At 57.7% G+C, this 18,138-nt stretch carries 13 protein-coding genes; 6 read left to right on the forward strand and 7 right to left on the reverse strand.

The genetic code is table 11. The features are described from left to right. Complete coding sequence (locus P8935_RS03850; protein ID WP_348263698.1) at positions 1–2,709, reverse strand: ABC transporter permease; 2,709 nt, start codon at positions 2,707–2,709, stop codon at positions 1–3. Next, positions 2,706–3,068 (reverse strand): PadR family transcriptional regulator, encoded by a 363-nt coding sequence (locus P8935_RS03855; protein WP_348263699.1) that lies wholly within the window; start codon positions 3,066–3,068, stop codon positions 2,706–2,708. Before P8935_RS03855 ends, P8935_RS03850 begins: the two co-directional genes overlap by 4 nt. A gap of 653 nt (positions 3,069–3,721) precedes the next feature. Here P8935_RS03855 and P8935_RS03860 point away from each other — a divergent pair. Then, complete coding sequence (locus P8935_RS03860) at positions 3,722–3,967, forward strand: hypothetical protein (RefSeq protein ID WP_348263700.1); 246 nt, start codon at positions 3,722–3,724, stop codon at positions 3,965–3,967. A gap of 12 nt (positions 3,968–3,979) precedes the next feature. Here the strand turns inward: P8935_RS03860 and P8935_RS03865 are convergent, their stop codons facing one another. Both P8935_RS03865 and P8935_RS03870 read right to left on the reverse strand, forming a co-directional pair. Continuing rightward, positions 3,980–4,765 (reverse strand): SDR family oxidoreductase, encoded by a 786-nt coding sequence (locus P8935_RS03865; protein WP_348263701.1) that lies wholly within the window; start codon positions 4,763–4,765, stop codon positions 3,980–3,982. Between the two features lie 164 nt (positions 4,766–4,929). Further along, positions 4,930–7,071, reverse strand: a complete 2,142-nt coding sequence (locus tag P8935_RS03870) for a hypothetical protein (RefSeq protein WP_348263702.1) — start codon at positions 7,069–7,071, stop codon at positions 4,930–4,932. Between the two features lie 391 nt (positions 7,072–7,462). Between P8935_RS03870 and P8935_RS03875 the strand changes: the two genes are divergently transcribed. Continuing rightward, a complete protein-coding gene (locus P8935_RS03875; RefSeq protein WP_348263703.1) occupies positions 7,463–7,843 on the forward strand; it encodes a RidA family protein in 381 nt (126 codons plus the stop codon). A gap of 8 nt (positions 7,844–7,851) precedes the next feature. On the opposite strand, the gene P8935_RS03880 is transcribed toward P8935_RS03875, so the two are convergent. Continuing rightward, entirely contained in the window at positions 7,852–9,297 is a 1,446-nt protein-coding gene (locus P8935_RS03880) for an aldehyde dehydrogenase family protein (RefSeq protein WP_348263704.1), read from the reverse strand. Between the two features lie 80 nt (positions 9,298–9,377). Between P8935_RS03880 and P8935_RS03885 the strand changes: the two genes are divergently transcribed. After that, positions 9,378–10,139, forward strand: a complete 762-nt coding sequence (locus P8935_RS03885) for a DNA-3-methyladenine glycosylase 2 family protein (protein ID WP_348263705.1) — start codon at positions 9,378–9,380, stop codon at positions 10,137–10,139. A 106-nt stretch (positions 10,140–10,245) separates the two neighbouring features. Then, positions 10,246–12,741, forward strand: coding sequence for a DUF3536 domain-containing protein (locus P8935_RS03890; protein WP_348263706.1), 2,496 nt, complete (start codon positions 10,246–10,248; stop codon positions 12,739–12,741). Between the two features lie 12 nt (positions 12,742–12,753). Here P8935_RS03890 and aspS read toward each other — a convergent pair whose 3' ends face one another. Both aspS and hisS read right to left on the reverse strand, forming a co-directional pair. Continuing rightward, positions 12,754–14,628 carry an aspartate--tRNA ligase gene (gene aspS, locus P8935_RS03895; protein ID WP_348263707.1) on the reverse strand — a complete coding sequence of 625 codons (1,875 nt, stop codon included), beginning with the start codon at positions 14,626–14,628 and terminating at the stop codon, positions 12,754–12,756. A 15-nt stretch (positions 14,629–14,643) separates the two neighbouring features. Next, complete coding sequence (gene hisS, locus P8935_RS03900; RefSeq protein ID WP_348263708.1) at positions 14,644–15,936, reverse strand: histidine--tRNA ligase; 1,293 nt, start codon at positions 15,934–15,936, stop codon at positions 14,644–14,646. Positions 15,937–16,271: 335 nt separating this feature from the next. On the opposite strand from hisS, the gene P8935_RS03905 reads away from it, so the two are divergent. After that, complete coding sequence (locus P8935_RS03905) at positions 16,272–17,027, forward strand: hypothetical protein (protein WP_348263709.1); 756 nt, start codon at positions 16,272–16,274, stop codon at positions 17,025–17,027. An 82-nt stretch (positions 17,028–17,109) separates the two neighbouring features. Then, on the forward strand, positions 17,110–18,135 hold the full coding sequence (locus P8935_RS03910; RefSeq protein WP_348263710.1) for an aldo/keto reductase: 1,026 nt from the start codon (positions 17,110–17,112) through the stop codon (positions 18,133–18,135). Positions 18,136–18,138 lie beyond the last annotated feature (3 nt).

The raw sequence follows: 18,138 nt of genomic DNA on the forward strand, positions 1-18,138 counted from the left end.
TCAGTTGGCACGAAGCGCCACGATCGGGTTGATGCGTGAAGCGCGGAAAGCAGGTATATATCCGGAAATCGCCGCTATCGCCAGCAATGCAGTGGCCATGCTGACATACGTAACCGCATCCCACGGGGAGGTTGCGAAGAGCAACGACGCCATAAGACGCGACCCCAAAATCGATGCGGCTGCCCCCAGAACAACTCCAATAATGGTGAGCCGCAAGGTACCGGCAAGAATCTGTCGCTGGACGATGCCTGCACTGGCTCCCAAGGCCATGCGGATGCCGATTTCCTGCGTCTGGCGCGTGACGGAATAGGAGATGACGCCATAAATCCCCAGCGCCGCCAAAAGCAACCCCAAGGTTGCAAATGAGACGACAAGCAGCATAAAGAACTGGCGGCCCGAGACGGCGTGGTTTACTAGAAGTCGTATCGGCTTGAACTCTGCCATCGGCTGTTTGGGGTTGATCTCGCGAAGCGTCGACAAGACGCTAGTCGCAAGATTCGAAGGCGCGATGCTGGAACGCACCACAAGTTCCAAGCCGTTCGGGCCCGCTTGGGTGTTGGGATAATAGATTTGCCATCCCGCGTCGCCGTCTACACTTTCCTCGTGAACGTCGCTTACCACACCTACGACGATCAGGTCCGATCCTCCACCGTTTGCGAGGGGTTTGCCAATCGCGTTGCCATCGGACCACATGCCAAATGAATTGAGGAAGCGAGCATACGACTCGTTGATCATCACAACCTGCTGACCTGTCGGGCCGTCGCTCCACGTGAAGTCCCGGCCGCGCACGCGCGTGCCCATGGCATGCATGTAGCCGGGTGAAATAACGTAAACCAGAGGGCCGGTGTCCAAGTGGTCAGGACGTTTGGCGCCCTTGGGTAGCGGTGTGCCCCAAGCGCGATTCTGGCCGAGCGGAAGGTAGTCTGTAAATCCTGCGGCCTCGACACCGGGCAAGGATTCTATGCGGCTAAGAACCTGCTGTTGAAACACTGCGCGCCGGTTGGTAATTGCGTTTTGCGAAGTCGGCGTGCTGCCGTTGCCATCTGCTGGGTTGCCCTGATAATCGACCATGATGGCGGCCGCGCGATCGGGCTCGAAACCAAGATCGACGTCGAGAACGCGCATGAAGCTGCGCAACAGCAAGCCGGCGCCTACCAGCAGCATGCAGGCGAGCGCAACCTCACAGACCACCAATATCGAGCGCACCAGTTCGTGTTTTCGACTGGCGCTCGCGCCTGGGCCCGCGTCCTTGAGAGATTCCTGCAGATTTCCGCTGGAGACCCGTAAGCCGGGCACAAGACCGAAGACGACTGCCGCGAATATTGCGATCAGGACCGTCCAACCCAGCGCCGCACTGTCAATATGCAGGGTGCTCAGCAACGGCAGCGCAATCGCGCCTTGATGCGCAAACCATGAAACCAGCGTCCACGCCAGCATTAGTCCAAAGACTGCGCCAAATCCCGCGAGCACCAGGCTTTCCGTAAGTAGTTGGCGTACGATGCGTGCGCGGCTGGCGCCAAGTGCACCCCGCATCGCGAATTCTTTCGAGCGCGCCGAGGCTCGCGCCAACAGCAGGTTCGAAAGATTCACGCACGCAATCAATAGGATGGCTCCGACCGCAGCCCACAGCACAATTAATGATCGGCGCAGCTTACCGCTGATGTAATCCTTCAGAGGAACGGGAACTACGGCACCCTTGTAATCGCCGCAAGTCTCCGGGTGCTTATTGTTCCAGCACATGTGGGGAGCGATGCGTGCCGCTTCGTCGCGAGCCTGTCCAAGCGAGACCCCGGGTCTCATCCTGCCAATGAAGGTAATGATGTTGCCCCAATCGCGCGGTGGTCCGTAGAGATTCAGGGGCGTGAGAGCGTCAACCTTCGTACCTGGCGCAAACACCGCGCCAAAGTCGAAACTCGCCGGCAGCACCCCGATCACCGTCGTCTGTTGCCCATTCATATCGAATGCTTTACCTACAATGTTCGGGTCGCCGTTGAATTGCCGTTTCCACCACGCATTGGTCAGAATGACTACCGGCGCAGCTCCATTGCGCGCGTCTTCCGGAGTAAAGGTGCGGCCGATCTGTGCCTGGACGCCAAGCACCTTGAAAAAGTTCTGGATCACGTCAATGCTTGTTGCGGGGATGGGCGCGCCGCCAAGATTCAGGCTGAGATTATCGGCGCTGGAAAATGCAAAGTAGCCGGTTACGTCCTGGTAAGAACTACTCATTGTCCGGAACTGGTCGTATGCATCGGTGGAATATGTCGCGCAACTCAGGCCGCACTTGGTCGGCGGCGGCGCAATCCATACCAGTTGTTGCGCGCTCGGGAAGGGCAGTGGCCGTAGCAGCAGCGTATTCACTACGCTGAACACCGCGATGTTCGCGCCAATGGCCAGCGCCAGAATCAGGATGGCTACGGCCGTGAAGCTCGGATCGCGCCACAGCGTGCGAAAAGTGAATCTCAAATCCTGCGACAGAATATCGATGTCCATAAATCCTCGCGCTTCCCGGTGCAGGTAGCGTGCCTGTTCCACGCCGCCGATTTTCACTAGCGCCAGTCGCCGCGCTTCCGCTGGCGGCAACCCACGCGCCATGTTGTCTTCAATCGCCATCTCTAGATGCGCGGCGAGTTCGGCGTCCAGATCAGCATCGAGCGGCCTTCTGAACATGAAGGCCCACATTCGGCCTAGTATTCGCCACAATTCGCTCATGCATCCGCTCCACCCTTGGCTGAATCATCCATTGTCATCACGCGCTCAATCACTTCCTTCAGCCTTTCCCAGTAGCGCGCGTCTGCCGTCAGTTGCCGTTTCCCCGCCGCGGTAATCGAATAGAACTTGGCCTTGCGATTGTTGTCAGATGTTCCCCATCGCGAACTGATCCATCCGCGTTGCTCAAGGCGCACCAGGGACGCATAGATGGTTCCCTGGTTCAGAAGCACTTCATTGCCGCTGACTTGCTCGATACGGCGCGCAATGCCATATCCGTGCAGCGAGCCCATCACCAGCAGCGTTTGCAGAACCATGAGGTCTAGCGTGCCTTGCAGAAGATCCAGCTTTTCAGGAGACATGTGGGCGACCTGTGGTACGACCACAGAAGTATGTCACAAAACATGTGGGAATGCCACAGGAACCTACTGCTATATCCCATTCACGACGCGATTCAAAGCGGTCTGTATCTCTCTGCTGATCCGATCGCGAAGAGCCAGCATGCTTTCCGCAATGCCTTTACAGGTTTCTTTCCGAGTCCAGCTCACCGTGCGCAGATTCTCCTCCCACGACGGTCCGCCATTGGTTTGTCCGCAAAATGGTGACGCGTCACGGAGGTTCTGTCGAGGTGGAATCCACGGTAGGCAAAGGAACTTGTTTCACCGTGCGCTGGCCGCGCCGGTTTGTCGCGGAACCCGAAAGCATGAGGAACCTAATCGGAATTGCGACAGCCAATTAAGAGACGGAAGCCACATCTCGCCAAATGCCATAGGCTCGGAAAATCTGGCTGGAAATCGTACATTTTCTGACTCGTAAGTGCCATTTACTGCGACTACTGCGCACCCTAGCGTAAGTAGTTGGGAGAATCGGTCCGCCTCCCTAATGAAATTAGTGACTTGAAAGCCAGACTATCCTGATTCCACTCCAGATCGTTGCATGTGCGCTTACGACTCTTTATATGGTTTACAGTTGGCGCGAATTGCACAGGCGCATTCAGCGTCCATGGCAGAACATCGTGAGCCGCTTGAGCCCCGCATGCCGTCATCATATTCCGGTTGAGCGGAGCGGTATCGTTTCCATGGCTCCCGACACGTCGTCGACAGTATTTCGTGATGCGGGCGTCTTCATGGAGTTGGCCGACTACGCAGAGCGCAATGGACTGGATTTCAACCGGCAGCTGGTGCGAGAGTTACACAGGGATGCGCTCCAGTTGCGCATTGCCGCGCTGAAAACATTCCTAATCCGTGCACCTCTGGCGTGACCGGACAGCTTTCTAAGTCAGCGCGCGATCCAGATGCACATAGCCACCATCGACAATGAGATGCTGACCGGTAGTGTGCGCGGACTGCGTGGGCGATAGTAGAAACGCAGTTGCGGCCGCAATCTCTGAGGACAGAGTCATGCGATGCCCCAACGGAATCTTGTCAGTGATGCGTTTCAACTCTGCCTCGGGATCTCCTAAAGTATCGAGCCAGCGCCGATAGAGCGGCGTCATCACCTCGGCTGGTAGGACGGCATTCACACGGATGTTGTAGGGCAGCAGCTCTGCGGCCCATTCACGTGTGAGCGCAAGCTGCGCGCCCTTGCTGGCCGCATACCCCGAGGTATTACCCTGCCCGGTAAGCGCAACTTTGGAACTGATGTTAACGATGGCACCCTGAGTTCGCTTGAGCGAGGGCAACGCGTAGTGGGCCAGGGCGTAATAGTGGATGAGGTTTTTCTTAAGGCTCTCCTCGAATCGTGCCACGTTTCCCCTCTCCAGCCCCGCTCCGTCGTTCACGCCTGCATTATTCACTAGTCCATAAATGTCACCATGGCGATCTTCAATCTCGGCGATGGCTGAATGGCAACGGTCCACATCTTCGAGGTGTGCCTCAACCAGGTCGCACGGTGCCCCGGCAGCCTGCATTTCCGCTAGAAAGGCGCGCACATTTTCAGATCGGCGCCCCAGCACAATTACTCGCGCCCCTTCCCCAAGACAGGCGCGCGAGATGCCGGCGCCAATCCCGGCTCCGCCACCGGTCACAACAATCAACTTGTCCTTCAGCCCAAGGTCCATAGATGCTCCGGGAATCATATTCACAAAAATCCGGCATTCAATACGAAGACTGCCGCCACTCCAAATCATCGCACCGGCAGCCGCAGAACACAGTGCGCAGTTGAGACTTTTTGGAATATGTGAAGAAGATCCATCAGAACAAGAGGAAGCGTGCAGTAGAGGGATTATCGACGGCCATTGCAGCGCGCGTACATATTGACTCCCAGCGCCGTCGGCTCGATTCTTGTCTTGCCTTTGTCAGTCACCGATATATAGGAGGGATTGCTGTGCTCTGCGAGTAGGCCGAGAGACGACAGTTGTCCCATCGTCTGCTGGATCCGAGCGAGACTCGGGGATCCCACGGCTTCGATCAATTCGTCTGCGGTGCAATAGAGTTCGCGCTTCGCGCCGGCTTGACCGTCTGCCGCTGATCCAATATCCAGAATGCAGACGAACTTGAGAACGTGCAGATGAGCAGGCATTAATTTTGCGAGCAGGTCAATAAAGACGGAATTCGAAGTATCGAGTCCGTCAGGGCTGCATGAACTCACCAGAAGTCCCGCCCACCATTGCCGAATCCAGTCATCCGCCGTCCAGGACCCGTTTTCGAGGATTCGTCTCACCATGTCCGGATGTGCAAGCTTGTCCGCAACATGTTCGCTCTCCGCCAGCAATTTCTGAGCCTTGAGCGCTATCTCCACGGCGCTTGCCACTCGTTTGTTGCTCAGGCGCTGATGAAGTGCCAGCTTGATCTCCTCCACGGTAGACGGACAGATCTGACACAAAAATCCGATCGCTGAGGTGAGGCGAAGTTCTCGCAGAAAGTAGTCCGCGTCAGTCTCGTCCGATCGCTTGGTATGCAGTCGCTTCCAGGGCTGAAATTCCACACCACCCGGCCAGACCCACGACAGGCCGATACCGCCGTCGTCGCATCGAACCGTCCTTACCTGCACGCGGACCCGACCTTCGTGAATTGGCTCTTTCGCGTGTTTGCTTTCCAGCGCCAGGGAAATAATGCTTCCTGCCGCCCATCGTTCCTGCGTGCGTAGATATAGCCCCGTGGGACTCACATCGCGTATTTCATATGGACCTGTCTTTTCGCTGTCGGCAGGATATGCAAGCAGTTCTTTCGAAAGAAGACGAATGATCGAACGCCTTTCGGGCAAAGGGTCTTCACAATTGAGAAAGCGCTTAACCAAAACTCCGAGCGAGTCTTTCTTCTTCTTCTTTTGGCTTCCCGATTCTTTTGCTTTTGCAGAGTCAGGCTGACTTGCGCGGACAGCGGTTGCCGGCACCTTGTCGGCATCATTTTTGCGTTGGGCTTTAAGCGTGCTCGAGCGGGATTGAGGGGCTTCAGTCGGTAATTCTGCCTGTTCGATAACCGGTGCGACCTCGGAGGAGGCACGAGACAAGGTCGGCTTGTCAGTCCTGACGCTGGCTTCGGGCGCATCGTGTTGCTTCTGAATATCCTCAGGCTCTATTGGTGATGGTTCCGGCGCCAGGGGACAAGTCGGGAACGTGTCTATTTCTGCCGGCGCGCTTTGCGCAGTCTCAGGGAGGGCCGCTTCGATTTCCTTTGGCGTCTCCGTGTCCAGGATGGACGCAGGGCCGGTGTCGGGAACAGCAAGGTGATCGCTTGCTGGTTCTTGCTGCGGAGCGTCGATGAACTCGGGTATGGCTTCGAGCGCTGGAGGATCGGGCTGCACGGCCGTCATCGTGGAAGTTGAGATCTGCCAACTGGATGTCATTGCCAGAGTGGAACCTATGCCCTGCGCACCGACGCCTGCGAAGTTTGGAAGTGAAACTTGCGGAGACTGAAGCGGATTGGTCGAAGGAGCATATTGCGGGGGTTCTGGGAGGGGGAGCTCGGTTGCGTAGATAGGACTGTCCGTTGAGACAACAGGTGTGGCCACAACCGTTGACGTGGTGATCTCAGCAATCCGAGCCTCGAGATCTTCTTCACTGCAAACGATGAGCCGATCGCCGGCGCAGGTTCCGGTGGAGGAGAACGTGTTGAACGGCAAAATGAGCGCGCTTGCAACCTGAGAATTGAATTGCGGAAGCGGAATTCCAGGAGGTAGCGCGATTCCTTCGATCACCTTGAGATCGCCGTCCAGGTAGGCGAAGTCAAACGGAAAGAGTCGCATGATGTTCGGAGTGAACAGCAGCGGCGTCAACCAGAGGCTGGACTGCCCATCGCGGGCAAGTCCCTCGATAAGAATTTTGAGGACCTTGAGCGGCTCGCGCGCACTGTCCACGACGGTCACTTTGGAGTTGAGCCGGCAGCCGCGCGTGACGTTGTACACGCAGCAAAGCCCAGTGATCATACTTTCCCCACCCGTGGAAACTTTCGCTTGCGGTGGATGGATCACAGGAAAGCAACACTCCACTTCTTTCAACGGCGCTGCACACGGAAGAAATTTGACGATATCATCTTTGTTGCCGCACACCTATCCCCCAATGGCTGGGTTTCGGTCCAAAGGTACCGTGGCTTTCACGCGGATTTGTCCTCGGCTTGTTTTGTCGCTTTCTCGCACAGATTTTACGGTTGGGCCTGGCTTGCGGAAATGCGAAACCAATCATTGATTTTCCCATTGAAATATCAGGGTTTAGCGCTGCGTTTTCGCTTAAGAGCTGCGCCAATTTGTCCTTCAAAATGTAGGTTGTGAGACGATAGGTTTTCAGAACCCCGTCGATTAACAAAAATTGGAGAGTTTCATGGCGAGAGAGATCATTCGAACGTCAAACGCCCCATCTCCGCCGCCGACCTACAGCCAGGCGGTGCGGGCGGCGGGTCTTGTGTTCGTTTCGGGTACGGGACCGCACGATCAGATCACCGGAAAGATTGTCGGAGAAACGATCCAGGAACAGACCCGGCAATGCCTCACGAATGTGTCTGCCATCCTCAAGGCAGCGGGTACATCCCTCGAGCGGGTGGTGAGCGCCACCGTCATCCTTCTCGATGAGGGAGACTTTGCCGGAATGAATGAAGAGTGGGTGAAGTGGTTTCCCGTCGATCCGCCTGCGCGGCAAGGTGCGAAGCTGCCGGTTCGAATTCCTGGCTTGAAAGTGTCGATCGCGGTGATTGCCGAGGCATAAGTCTTCCGTCAGCTCAGCCCCGCCATCACCAGCATGCGCGGCTCGGTCATCTCTTCAATCGCGGAGCGCACTCCTTCGCGTCCCAGGCCCGAATCTTTGACGCCGCCGTAAGGCATGGGATCGAGCCGCCAGGCTGGGGTATCGCCTACGATCAGTGCGCCTACCTCGAGTTCACGATAGGCGGTGAGAATGCGTCCGGCATCGCGCGTCAGCAGGCCTGCCTGCAAGCCAAATCGCGAATGGTTTACCTCTGCCAGCGCTTGTTCAAAGTCGACGTAAGGTTCGACCATGACCACCGGGCCAAAGACCTCTTCGTCGCGGAGTTTCATGCCGGACTTCGTGCCGGTGAGGATAGCGGGAGCAATCAGCGAGCCGTCGCGTTCACCGCCCGCAATCAGCCGCGCACCTCCGGCGACAGCCTCCTTGATCCAACTCTCGACCCGTTCGGCCTCGCTCGCGCGGATGAGAGGACCAACTTCTGTTGCTTCATTGGCTGGATCGCCGGAAACTAGTTTGCCGGCGCATTCCACGAGCTTCCAGATAAAAGTCTGGAAGATGCTCTTGTCGACAAAGACGCGCTGCACACTGATGCAGGACTGGCCGGCATATCCAAAAGCCGCGTGGGCCGTGCGCTCGGCTGCGTTGTCGAGTTCTTTATAGTCGCTGTGAATGATGAGCGCGGCGTTTCCGCCAAGTTCGAGCACAACGCGTTTGCGGCCGGAGTGTGTCTTCAGTTCCCAGCCGACCTTTGCTGATCCGGTGAAGCTGACCAGCTTGATGCGATCCTCTTTTTCCGCAAGCCACGCGGTGTCGGCATTTGCCAGGGGAAGAACCGCGAGGGCTTCTTCCGGCCATCCGGCTTTCAGGATCACTTCACCAAGCGCGAGAGCCGTAAACGGCGTCTGCGGCGATGGCTTGATGAGTATCGGACAGCCCGCGGCGATTGCCGGCGCAGCCTTGTGTGCAACCAGGTTCAGCGGAAAGTTGAAAGGGGTGATCGCCAGTATTGGACCGATGGGAAAACGCTGCATCAGTCCCCAGCGTCCCTCATTGCCCTCGGTCAGATCGAGCGGAATGGTTTCGCCGCCAAGACGCGCTGCTTCTTCCGCTGCAGTCTTGAAGGTGAGCACGGCGCGGTCAACCTCATTGCGCGCCAAGCGAAGGGGCTTGCCGGCTTCGGCGACAATCAACTTGGCAAAGCGATCTTTCTGCTCGATAAGGGACGCGGCAATATCTTCCAGAATCTCGCGGCGCTTCCAACGAGGCAGGGCACGGGTGCGGCGCATGCTGGCTACCGCATGGCTCACCGCTTCGCGTGCATCGGCGCGGGTAGCCACCGTGACTTTACCGATAAGGCCCTGGTCCCATGGAGAGCGCACCTCGAGGGTCTCTCCCTCGCCCCACTCCTTGCCACAGAGAAGAAAGCCGGTTTGCGTTCCCGGACGCATTTTCATAAAGATGATTGCTCCTCGTTCGAAAGCTCCTGCTCGATGATAGCGGCGACGGCTGAGTGCGTGAGACGGAATATGGTTGAATGTCAACTCGGCGTGCCTCCATCCGCGCCGCGATACACTGTTCGCCTATGATTCACGATGGAAAGAGCAGAAAACTTCCTTTCGATCCTGCGGAGGCGATTGCTCATTTGAAGGGATGCGACCCCAAGCTGGGCAAATTGATTGAACGAGTCGGCGAATTCAGGCTGCGCCTAGATGCGGCGCCGTCGCCCTTTGAATCGTTACTTGAATCGATCCTGTATCAGCAGTTGCATGGGAAAGCCGCGGCTACGATTCATCGGCGTGTGCGCGAGTTTTTCCATGGAGATCCTACGCCGCAGCAATTGCTCGATACCCCTGATGGACCATTGCGCTCTGCAGGCGTCTCCGGCAACAAGATCAAGGCGATGCGCGATTTGGCCGCCAAGACGCTGGACGGAACCGTGCCGACTCACAAAGCGATTATGAAGATGCCGGATGCGGATATTGTTGAGCGGCTAACTGAAGTGCGCGGGATCGGCCCGTGGACCGTTGAGATGTTACTGATCTTCCGCATGGGGCGGCCCGATGTGCTGCCGGTGACCGATTATGGCGTGCGCAAGGGATTTGCGCTTACCTTTCAGCGATTGCCGAAGAGCCGCCCGATTGAAGCGAGTGATCTGCCCAAGCCCGATGTCGTCTTCAAACGCGGGCAGAAATGGCGGCCGTTCCGTTCCGTAGCGAGCTGGTACTTGTGGCGTGCCTGCGATCTGGTGAAAGCGACTCCATCAGATGGACGGGCAGTGGCGAAAGAGTGTGAATAACACGGGCCTTGGTAGCATCGGGCAACCGAATAGCAAAGCGATTTGCCGACGTCACAGCCTACAATAGTCAAGCACGGCAGAATATCCGGCGTGTAAATGAGAAGGCATGGCAGCAACCAAACGTTACATCTGCATTCATGGGCACTTTTATCAGCCCCCCCGCGAGAATCCGTGGCTCGAAACGGTAGAGACTCAAGATTCCGCGGCGCCGTATCACGACTGGAACGAGCGAGTGTGCGCGGAGTGTTACGCCACGAACGGCGCAGCGCGCACGGTGAATAACAAGAACCAGATCATCCGCATCGTCAACAATTACTCGCGCATGAACTTCAACTTCGGGCCAACGCTGATGAGCTGGCTGAAGGAAAATGCGCCGCGCACGTACCGCATGATTCTCGATGGCGAGCGGAGCAGCCGGAAGCGCTTCGATGGTCACAGTTCGGCGATGGCGCAGGTCTACAACCACATCATCATGCCGCTGGCGAACGAGCGCGATAAGATCACGCAGATTCGCTGGGGAATCGCCGACTACGCAAATCACTACGGCAGCGTGCCGGAAGGCATGTGGCTGTCGGAAACCGCGGCCGACACAGAGAGCCTGGAGTTGCTGGCGCAGCATGGAATCAAATTCACGATTCTGGCTCCCAATCAATGCCGGCGAGTCCGCCCGCTTCGCGAGGACGCAAGCGCGTCTGATCCGGCATGGACTACTCCGCTGGCCAACTCGGTGGACACGACGCGACCTTACCTGATGCGCTTCCATTCGGGCGTTTCCATCGCGGTATTTTTCTACGATGGAGCTACATCTCGCGCGATTGCATTTGAGGGCTTGCTGAATTCCGGGGACAACTTCGCGGCACGCCTCAAGATGGGATTCAAAGATACTTCCCAACCGCAGCTTGAAAGTGTTGCAACGGATGGCGAATCGTACGGGCACCATCATCGCCACGGTGAGATGGCGTTGGCTTATGCGGTGCGGCTCCTCGAGCAGGATAAGACCGTTAAGCTTACCAACTATGCGAGCTACCTCGCGCAGTTTCCACCGGAGTGGGAGTGTGAGATTGTTGACAACACCTCGTGGAGCTGTGCGCACGGGGTGGAACGCTGGCGGTCCAATTGCGGATGCAGCGGCGGAAAGCCCGGATTCAACCAGGAGTGGCGGAAGCCCTTGCGCGAGGCTCTCGATGAACTGCGCGACGCGATTACGCCGCTGTCCGAGCAGGAAGGCGCAAAGCTCTTCACCGATGTGTGGGCGGCTCGCGACGGATACATCGATGTAATTCTCGATCGCAGCGAAGAGGTCGTCGACCGCTTCTTTGCTGATCATCAGGTGCATCCGCTCTCGATTGCCGAACGTGTTCGCGCCCTGCAGTTGATGGAGATGCAGCGCCACGCGCAATTGATGTATACGAGCTGTGGGTGGTTTTTTGACGACATTTCCGGTATTGAGACTGTGCAGGTGATCGCGTATGCAGCGCGCGCCTTGCAGTTGGCAAAAGAGTTGTTTGGCGAAAAAGCCAAAGATCTTGAGCCGGAATTCCTTGCCCGTCTTGCCGATGCCAAGTCAAACGTTCCCAGCGCGGGGGATGGAGCGCGTCTCTACAAAGAGAAGGTTGGCCCGCTGCAACTTGGCCTCGAGCAGGTTGCCGCCCACTACGCCATCAGCAGCGTGTTCTCGTCCTACGCGGAAGAAACTGAGCTCTTCTGCTATCGCGTTCGCCGGATTTCGTACGACGTCCACACGTCTGGTCGCGGCAGGCTCGCCATTGGTCGCGCCAACATCACCAGCGGTATCACCGGATTCGCGCAGGCGTTCAGCTTCGCGGTGTTGCATTTCGGCGATCAGAACATCACCGCGGCTGTGAAACCGTACAGTGACAAAGATGCGACGGAGTTTGACGAGTTTTCGGCACAAGCTTCTGAATGCGTGCAGCGTGCAGATTTTCCTGATGTGATTCGCCTGATCGATCGCTACCACGGTCACGTCGGCTACTCGCTTACATCCCTCTTCACCGATGAGCAGCGCCGCATTGTGCAGCTCATCCTAAATTCGACGCTGTGGGATATCGAGAGTTCGCTGACGAATATTTACGAAGATCATGCCAGCCTGCTGCATTATCTGTCGCAGGCCGGGCTGCCGAAACCACCGGCGCTTACCCTGGCTGCGGAGTTCGCCATCAACGCCGGACTGCGGCGAGCATTGGAAGGTGACCCTATTGACCAGGCGATTCTCCGTTCATTCCTGCAACTAGCAAAGGCCGACAAGGTGCCGCTGGATACGACGACTCTGTCGTATATTGCAGACCAGCGCATGAAGCGGGCCATGGTGGAACTGCAGATGTCGGCAGGTTCGCTGGAGATGCTTGATCGCGCACTCGGCCTGGCGCATACGCTTGTGGAGCTGCCGTTCGAACTGAATTTGTGGCAGGCGCAGAATATCTGGTACGAGATTCTGCGCACGTCAAGTTATGCGCTGACGTCGCAGATTGCCGATGATCGTCCGCAGTGGGAGAAGGACTTCAACGAGCTGGGCAAGTGCCTGTCAATTGACACTACGGCTATGACCGCGCCGGATCAGTTGGTGGAGACGATGGGGGACTAAAGTCCCCCATCGTCAGCTCTTGCCGGCGACGCGAATATGCAGTTCTTTCAATTGCTGGTCCGGAACCGTCGTCGGCGCGTCGGCCATCAGGTCGATTGCCTTTGCGGTCTTGGGGAATGTGATCACTTCGCGCAGGCTGGGTGCACCAGCCAGTAGCATCACGATGCGATCGAGACCAAGCGCAATTCCGCCATGCGGTGGAGTGCCGTACTCAAGCGCATCGAGGAAGAAGCCAAAACGCTTGCGCGCCTCTTCGTCCGAGATGCCGAGAGACGCAAAAATCTGCTGCTGCACATCCTTGCGGTGAATGCGGATCGAGCCTGAGCCGAGTTCAAGGCCGTTCATCGCGAGGTCGTAACAGTCAGCGCGCACCGAAGCCGGATCGCTGACGAGATTGGCCATATCGGCTTCATAGGGCGCCGTAAATGGATGGTGCGCCGGAACCCACTTGCCGCTGGCGAGATCGTATTCGAACATCGGAAAGTCGACGATCCAGATGGGATGGAACGCAGCTTCGCCATCAAGCATCTTGCCTGCACGCGGATCTGCATCGGCGACGGCTCGGTCAGTTATCTGAAAGGCTTCGTGCCGCTCAGCGTACTTCTTTGCCAACTCGCTGCGGAAGTTTCCAGCAGCAGAGTACACATTGATCTCGCGTTCGCTGAGCCGGCCTTCAAACTTGGTATCGCTGGCCTTGATGTGGTGCGCGGGATCGCCTGCAACCACGATCACGAAATCGCCTTCAGTGGCTCCGCTCAGTTCGTGAATTTTGGTAACGGCGTCGGGGAAGCTCTTGGCCAGGCGCTTGAAGTCGTCGATGAATTTAGCGCCCTTCTTCTGATCGAAGAGCGGATGGTTCTCCTCACGCTCCTTACGGCTGAGCTCGCCCACCTTGGGAATGCGCAGCGCAACAATGGGAAGCGCCGGGTCAATCTGCAGTGTCGCGAGCGCCGACTCTGGAAATGCTGAACGCACGTCCGTAAGTCCGGGCAAACGCAGATCGGGTTTGTCCGACCCATACTGCCGAATTGCATCGTCATAGGTGATGCGTGGAAACGGCGTGGGGAGCGTGATGCCGGCCGCAGCCCATGCGGCGGCGCAGAACTTCTCCACTACTGCGAAGACATGGTCGCGGCGGGGGAAGCTCATCTCCAGGTCAACCTGCGTGAACTCAAGCTGGCGGTCGGCGCGCTGGTCTTCGTCGCGGAAGCAGCGGGCGATCTGGAAGTAGCGGTCGAATCCCGAGATCATCAGAATCTGCTTGAAGATCTGCGGCGATTGCGGCAGCGCGTAAAACTCACCCGGGTGTACGCGGCTGGGTACCAGAAAATCGCGCGCGCCCTCCGGCGTGGATTTGGTGAGAATAGGAGTCTCGATCTCGAGGAAGCCTTGTGCGCTGAGGCTCTCGCGAATGGCGCGCGTGATTTGGTGGCGCAGCCAGAAGTTGCGCTGCATTTCTACGCGGCGCAGATCGATGTACCGGTATTTGAGGCGCGTCTCTTCGTTCTGGATGGCTTCTTCGGAAGGCGAAAAAGGCGCAAGACGCGTGTCGTTAAGGATGCGCAGCTCGGTTGCCTCAATTTCGATTTCACCGGTGGGCATCTTGGGATTGATGGCGTCCTGGCCGCGCAGGCGGACCTTGCCTACCGCGGCGACTACATATTCGGGCCGCACTTGTTCGCCTTTGAGGTGTCCATCGGCGGTCAGTTCCTTGTCGAGCACCACCTGCGCAATACCGCTGCGGTCGCGCACGTCGAGAAAGATCAGGTTGCCGTGGTCGCGGCGGCGGTTTACCCAGCCCATCAGGATTACCTGCTGGCCGGCGTTGGCGGCGCGCAATTCGCCGCACATGTTGGTGCGTTCCAGATTGCCTAAAAAGTCGAGCACTTTGAGATTTTCCTTCTACGTGCGCGCCGGCAGGGAGAGATACGCCGCCAGCTCCGCGCGCGGAACCTTGGTCTGTGTACCTGTGGAGAAGTCTTTCACCGTTAGGATACCGGATTGAAGCTCGTCTTCGCCGAGGATGACGATACGGCGAGCGGTTCGGTCCGCAGCTTCGAACGACTTCTTGAGCCGGAACGATCCGTCTCCTAACTCGACGGTGAGGCCGGCCCGGCGCAACTCGCGCGCCAGCGCCAGCGCTGCAGGATTCAGACCCTCGCCTAAGGGCGCGATGTAGGCGTCGTTCTTTTCGGGCTTGGCGGCTTCAAGAGCTTGCAGCGTCAGCACTAGGCGGTCTTCGCCCATGGCAAAGCCGATGCCGGGAGCTTTGGGTCCGCCGATAGCCTCGCTGAGGCCGTCGTAGCGGCCGCCGCCCAGCAGAGCGTTCTGTGCACCCAGGCCTCCGTGGGTGAACTCGAATGTAGTGCGCGTGTAGTAGTCGAGGCCGCGGACCAGGCGGTGATTGCGCGTATAAGGCACTCCGGCACAGTCCAGTGCAGTCGTTACCGCAGCAAAGTGCGCCTTCGAAGCCTCGTCCAGGGAATCGACGATCTTGGGCAGCGTCTCGATAATCGGCTGATCCTCTGGCACTTTGCAGTCCAGCACCCGCAGAGGATTGGTCACGGCGCGACGCTGGCAGTCGGCGCACATCTTTGGCGCCAGCGGGATCAAGGCCTCACGCAGAGTGTCGTTGTAGCGCGCCCGATCGGCTGACGACCCTACGGAATTAATCTCGAGGGTCCAGCCGGTAATACCCATCTCATCAAGGAGAGTGGCCAGCATTTCCAGCACTTCCGCGTCGCGCAGGGGGCTTTCGCTGCCTGCAGTTGCCGGTCCGATCACCTCGGCCCCGATTTGCGAAAACTGCCGGTAGCGTCCCTTCTGAGGGCGTTCGCGGCGGAACTGCGGCCCAATGTAATAGAGCTTCTGCAGTTGGCCGGTCTCACCGAGTTTGTGCTCGATATAGGCGCGGACGACGCCCGCCGTATTCTCAGGTCTCAACGTCAGGGATTGAGGCTTTTCAGACTGCGCCCGCGCCCTGTCCTCCCACGTGTACATCTCTTTGGAAACAATGTCGGTTTCCTCGCCTACACCACGTGCAAAGAGAGAGGTATCCTCGAAAATTGGCGTGCGGATTTCGCCGAAGTTGTAACGGGCAAAGACGCTGCGCGCCGTCGCCTCGATGCGGTTCCATAGCGCGGTTTCAGGCGGCAGAAGGTCGCGGGTGCCGCGCACGGCTTTCAATGTGGCCATAACTTACCAGTCTAAATGGAGGATGCGCGGCCACTTTTTGCACCACTTCTACGGGCGCGGCATCCAAACGGCAGTGACGCATCCAACCCCGGACTTGAGGATGACTAATGTTCATTCTTCGAGGAATAGGGCTGACTTCTGACCGCTGAATCAGTCAGATAAAGACATCCTTTCGTGGTTTCGATCGCGACGAACAGACCAGGAGATTCCCCATTTTGAGGCACTCAAGCTATCTATTTTCGGGCGTTTTTTTGTTTTTCCTCGTACTTTGTAGAGCTTCTGCGCCGGCACAATCGGTTGCTGTGCCTCAGGCCGCTCCGACAGCTGCAGCAGCGTTGCCCGACGCCCCGGACGCGCAGCTATGGTCCTCAAGTTTTCCCGCAGATCCAATCGACGTGCTGGATCAGCAAACCACCGATACGCAAAAGCCCGCGGACACCCTCAAGAAGCCCATCCATCAGAATCCGGTTCCCACGCGCGACCCACAGACAAAGCGGATCATGGGACTGATTCCGAATTTCCGGTCTGTAAGCACCGACGAAAAGCTGCCGCCGATGACGGTGAAGGAGAAGTTTCTGACCGCCACGGACGACTCCTTTGACTATTCGTCGGTCTTTATTCCGGCGATGCTGGCAGGTGTTTCAATGGCCAGGAAGGCGACACCGGAGTTTGGCCAGGGAGCGGTAGGCTACGGCCGCTACTTCTGGCATTCCGCGCTCGACCAGACTAGCGAGAACTATATGGTCGAATTCATCGTCCCTTCTCTCACGCATGAAGACAACCGCTACTACACGCTCGGGCACGGCGGCCTGTTCAAACGAACAGGCTATGCGGTGAGCCGCGCTGTGATTACGCGGACCGACTCAGGTAATAATACGTTCAACTTCAGCGAAGTCGTTGGTTCCGGTGCTTCCTCCGGTCTCTCGAGCCTCTACTATCCAAGCCGCGAGCGGAACTTCAGCAACACCGGCACCGAGTGGGCTCTCGATATCGGGATCGATGCGGCCTCCTTTGTCGTGAAGGAATTCTGGCCAGATATCAATCGCAAATTTTTCCATCAGAGCGACTCCACTGGGGGAGCAAAGCACTGACCGTAAGAGCGTCTTTCGTCTGAGCACGCTCGAACTGATCTAACGGTTGCATCCTCGCGGATAGTGCGGTAATCCAACCGTCATGGAATATCGATTTCTCGGAGGCTCTGGCCTCAAAGTTCCCGTACTCAGTTTTGGCACCGGCACTTTTGGCGGTGGCAATGAATTCTTCAAGGCATGGGGCGAAACTGACGTCGCCGAAGCGACCCGCCTCATCGACATCTGCTTTGAATCCGGGGTGAACCTGTTCGACACGGCGAATATTTACTCCGACGGCCGCTCGGAAGAGGTGCTCGGCAAAGCGCTCGCCGGCAAGCGTGATCGCGCACTCATCTCCACCAAAGCGACTTTCCGGTTGGGAGACAGGCCCAACGACATCGGTTCCTCGCGCTATCACCTGACGCGCGCGCTGGAAGCGAGCCTTCGACGCCTCGGCACTGACTACGTCGACATCTATCACCTGCACGGATTCGACGCGTCCACGCCTATTGAAGAAGTACAGGACACGCTGAACACTTTTGTACGCGCTGGCAAAGTGCGCTACATTGCCGCGTCCAATTTCTCCGGCTGGCACCTCATGAAGTCCCTCGACGTTGCCGACCGCTATGGCTGGACACGTTTTGTCGCTCACCAGGTCTACTACTCGCTTATCGGTCGCGAATACGAGTGGGAACTGATGCCGCTCGGCCTTGATCAGAAAGTCGGCGCGCTGGTCTGGAGTCCGCTGGGGTGGGGAAGACTCACTGGCAAGATCCGCCGCAACCAGCCGCTGCCCGAAGTCAGCCGCCTGCACAAAACTGCAGAGATGGGGCCGCAAGTCGCAGACGAATATCTCTACAAAGTCGTCGATGCGCTGGATGAAGTTGCGAAGGAAACCGGCAAGACAGTTCCGCAGATCGCTCTCAACTGGCTTCTGCGGCGGCCTACTGTGTCCTCCGTCATTATCGGCGCGCGCAACGAAGAGCAACTGCGCCAGAACCTCGATGCCGCCGGATGGAATTTGACTGCCGGGCAGATCGCAACTCTCGATAAAGCCAGCGCGGTGACGCCCATCTATCCCTATTGGCATCAGCGCCAGTTCACCGAACGGAACCCTCTGCCGGTGTGAACT

The sequence above is a fragment of the Telmatobacter sp. DSM 110680 genome (assembly GCF_039994875.1).
Taxonomy (GTDB): Bacteria; Acidobacteriota; Terriglobia; order Terriglobales; family Acidobacteriaceae; genus Telmatobacter.

Coding starts and splice junctions, on each gene's coding strand:
- P8935_RS03850 (WP_348263698.1), bottom strand. CDS start 2,709: ATGAGCGAATTGTGGCGAATACTAGGCCGAATGTGGGCCTTCATGTTC.
- P8935_RS03855 (WP_348263699.1), bottom strand. CDS start 3,068: ATGTCTCCTGAAAAGCTGGATCTTCTGCAAGGCACGCTAGACCTCATG.
- P8935_RS03865 (WP_348263701.1), bottom strand. CDS start 4,765: ATGGACCTTGGGCTGAAGGACAAGTTGATTGTTGTGACCGGTGGCGGA.
- P8935_RS03870 (WP_348263702.1), bottom strand. CDS start 7,071: ATGATCACTGGGCTTTGCTGCGTGTACAACGTCACGCGCGGCTGCCGG.
- P8935_RS03875 (WP_348263703.1), top strand. CDS start 7,463: ATGGCGAGAGAGATCATTCGAACGTCAAACGCCCCATCTCCGCCGCCG.
- P8935_RS03880 (WP_348263704.1), bottom strand. CDS start 9,297: ATGAAAATGCGTCCGGGAACGCAAACCGGCTTTCTTCTCTGTGGCAAG.
- P8935_RS03885 (WP_348263705.1), top strand. CDS start 9,378: ATGTCAACTCGGCGTGCCTCCATCCGCGCCGCGATACACTGTTCGCCT.
- P8935_RS03890 (WP_348263706.1), top strand. CDS start 10,246: ATGGCAGCAACCAAACGTTACATCTGCATTCATGGGCACTTTTATCAG.
- hisS (WP_348263708.1), bottom strand. CDS start 15,936: ATGGCCACATTGAAAGCCGTGCGCGGCACCCGCGACCTTCTGCCGCCT.
- P8935_RS03910 (WP_348263710.1), top strand. CDS start 17,110: ATGGAATATCGATTTCTCGGAGGCTCTGGCCTCAAAGTTCCCGTACTC.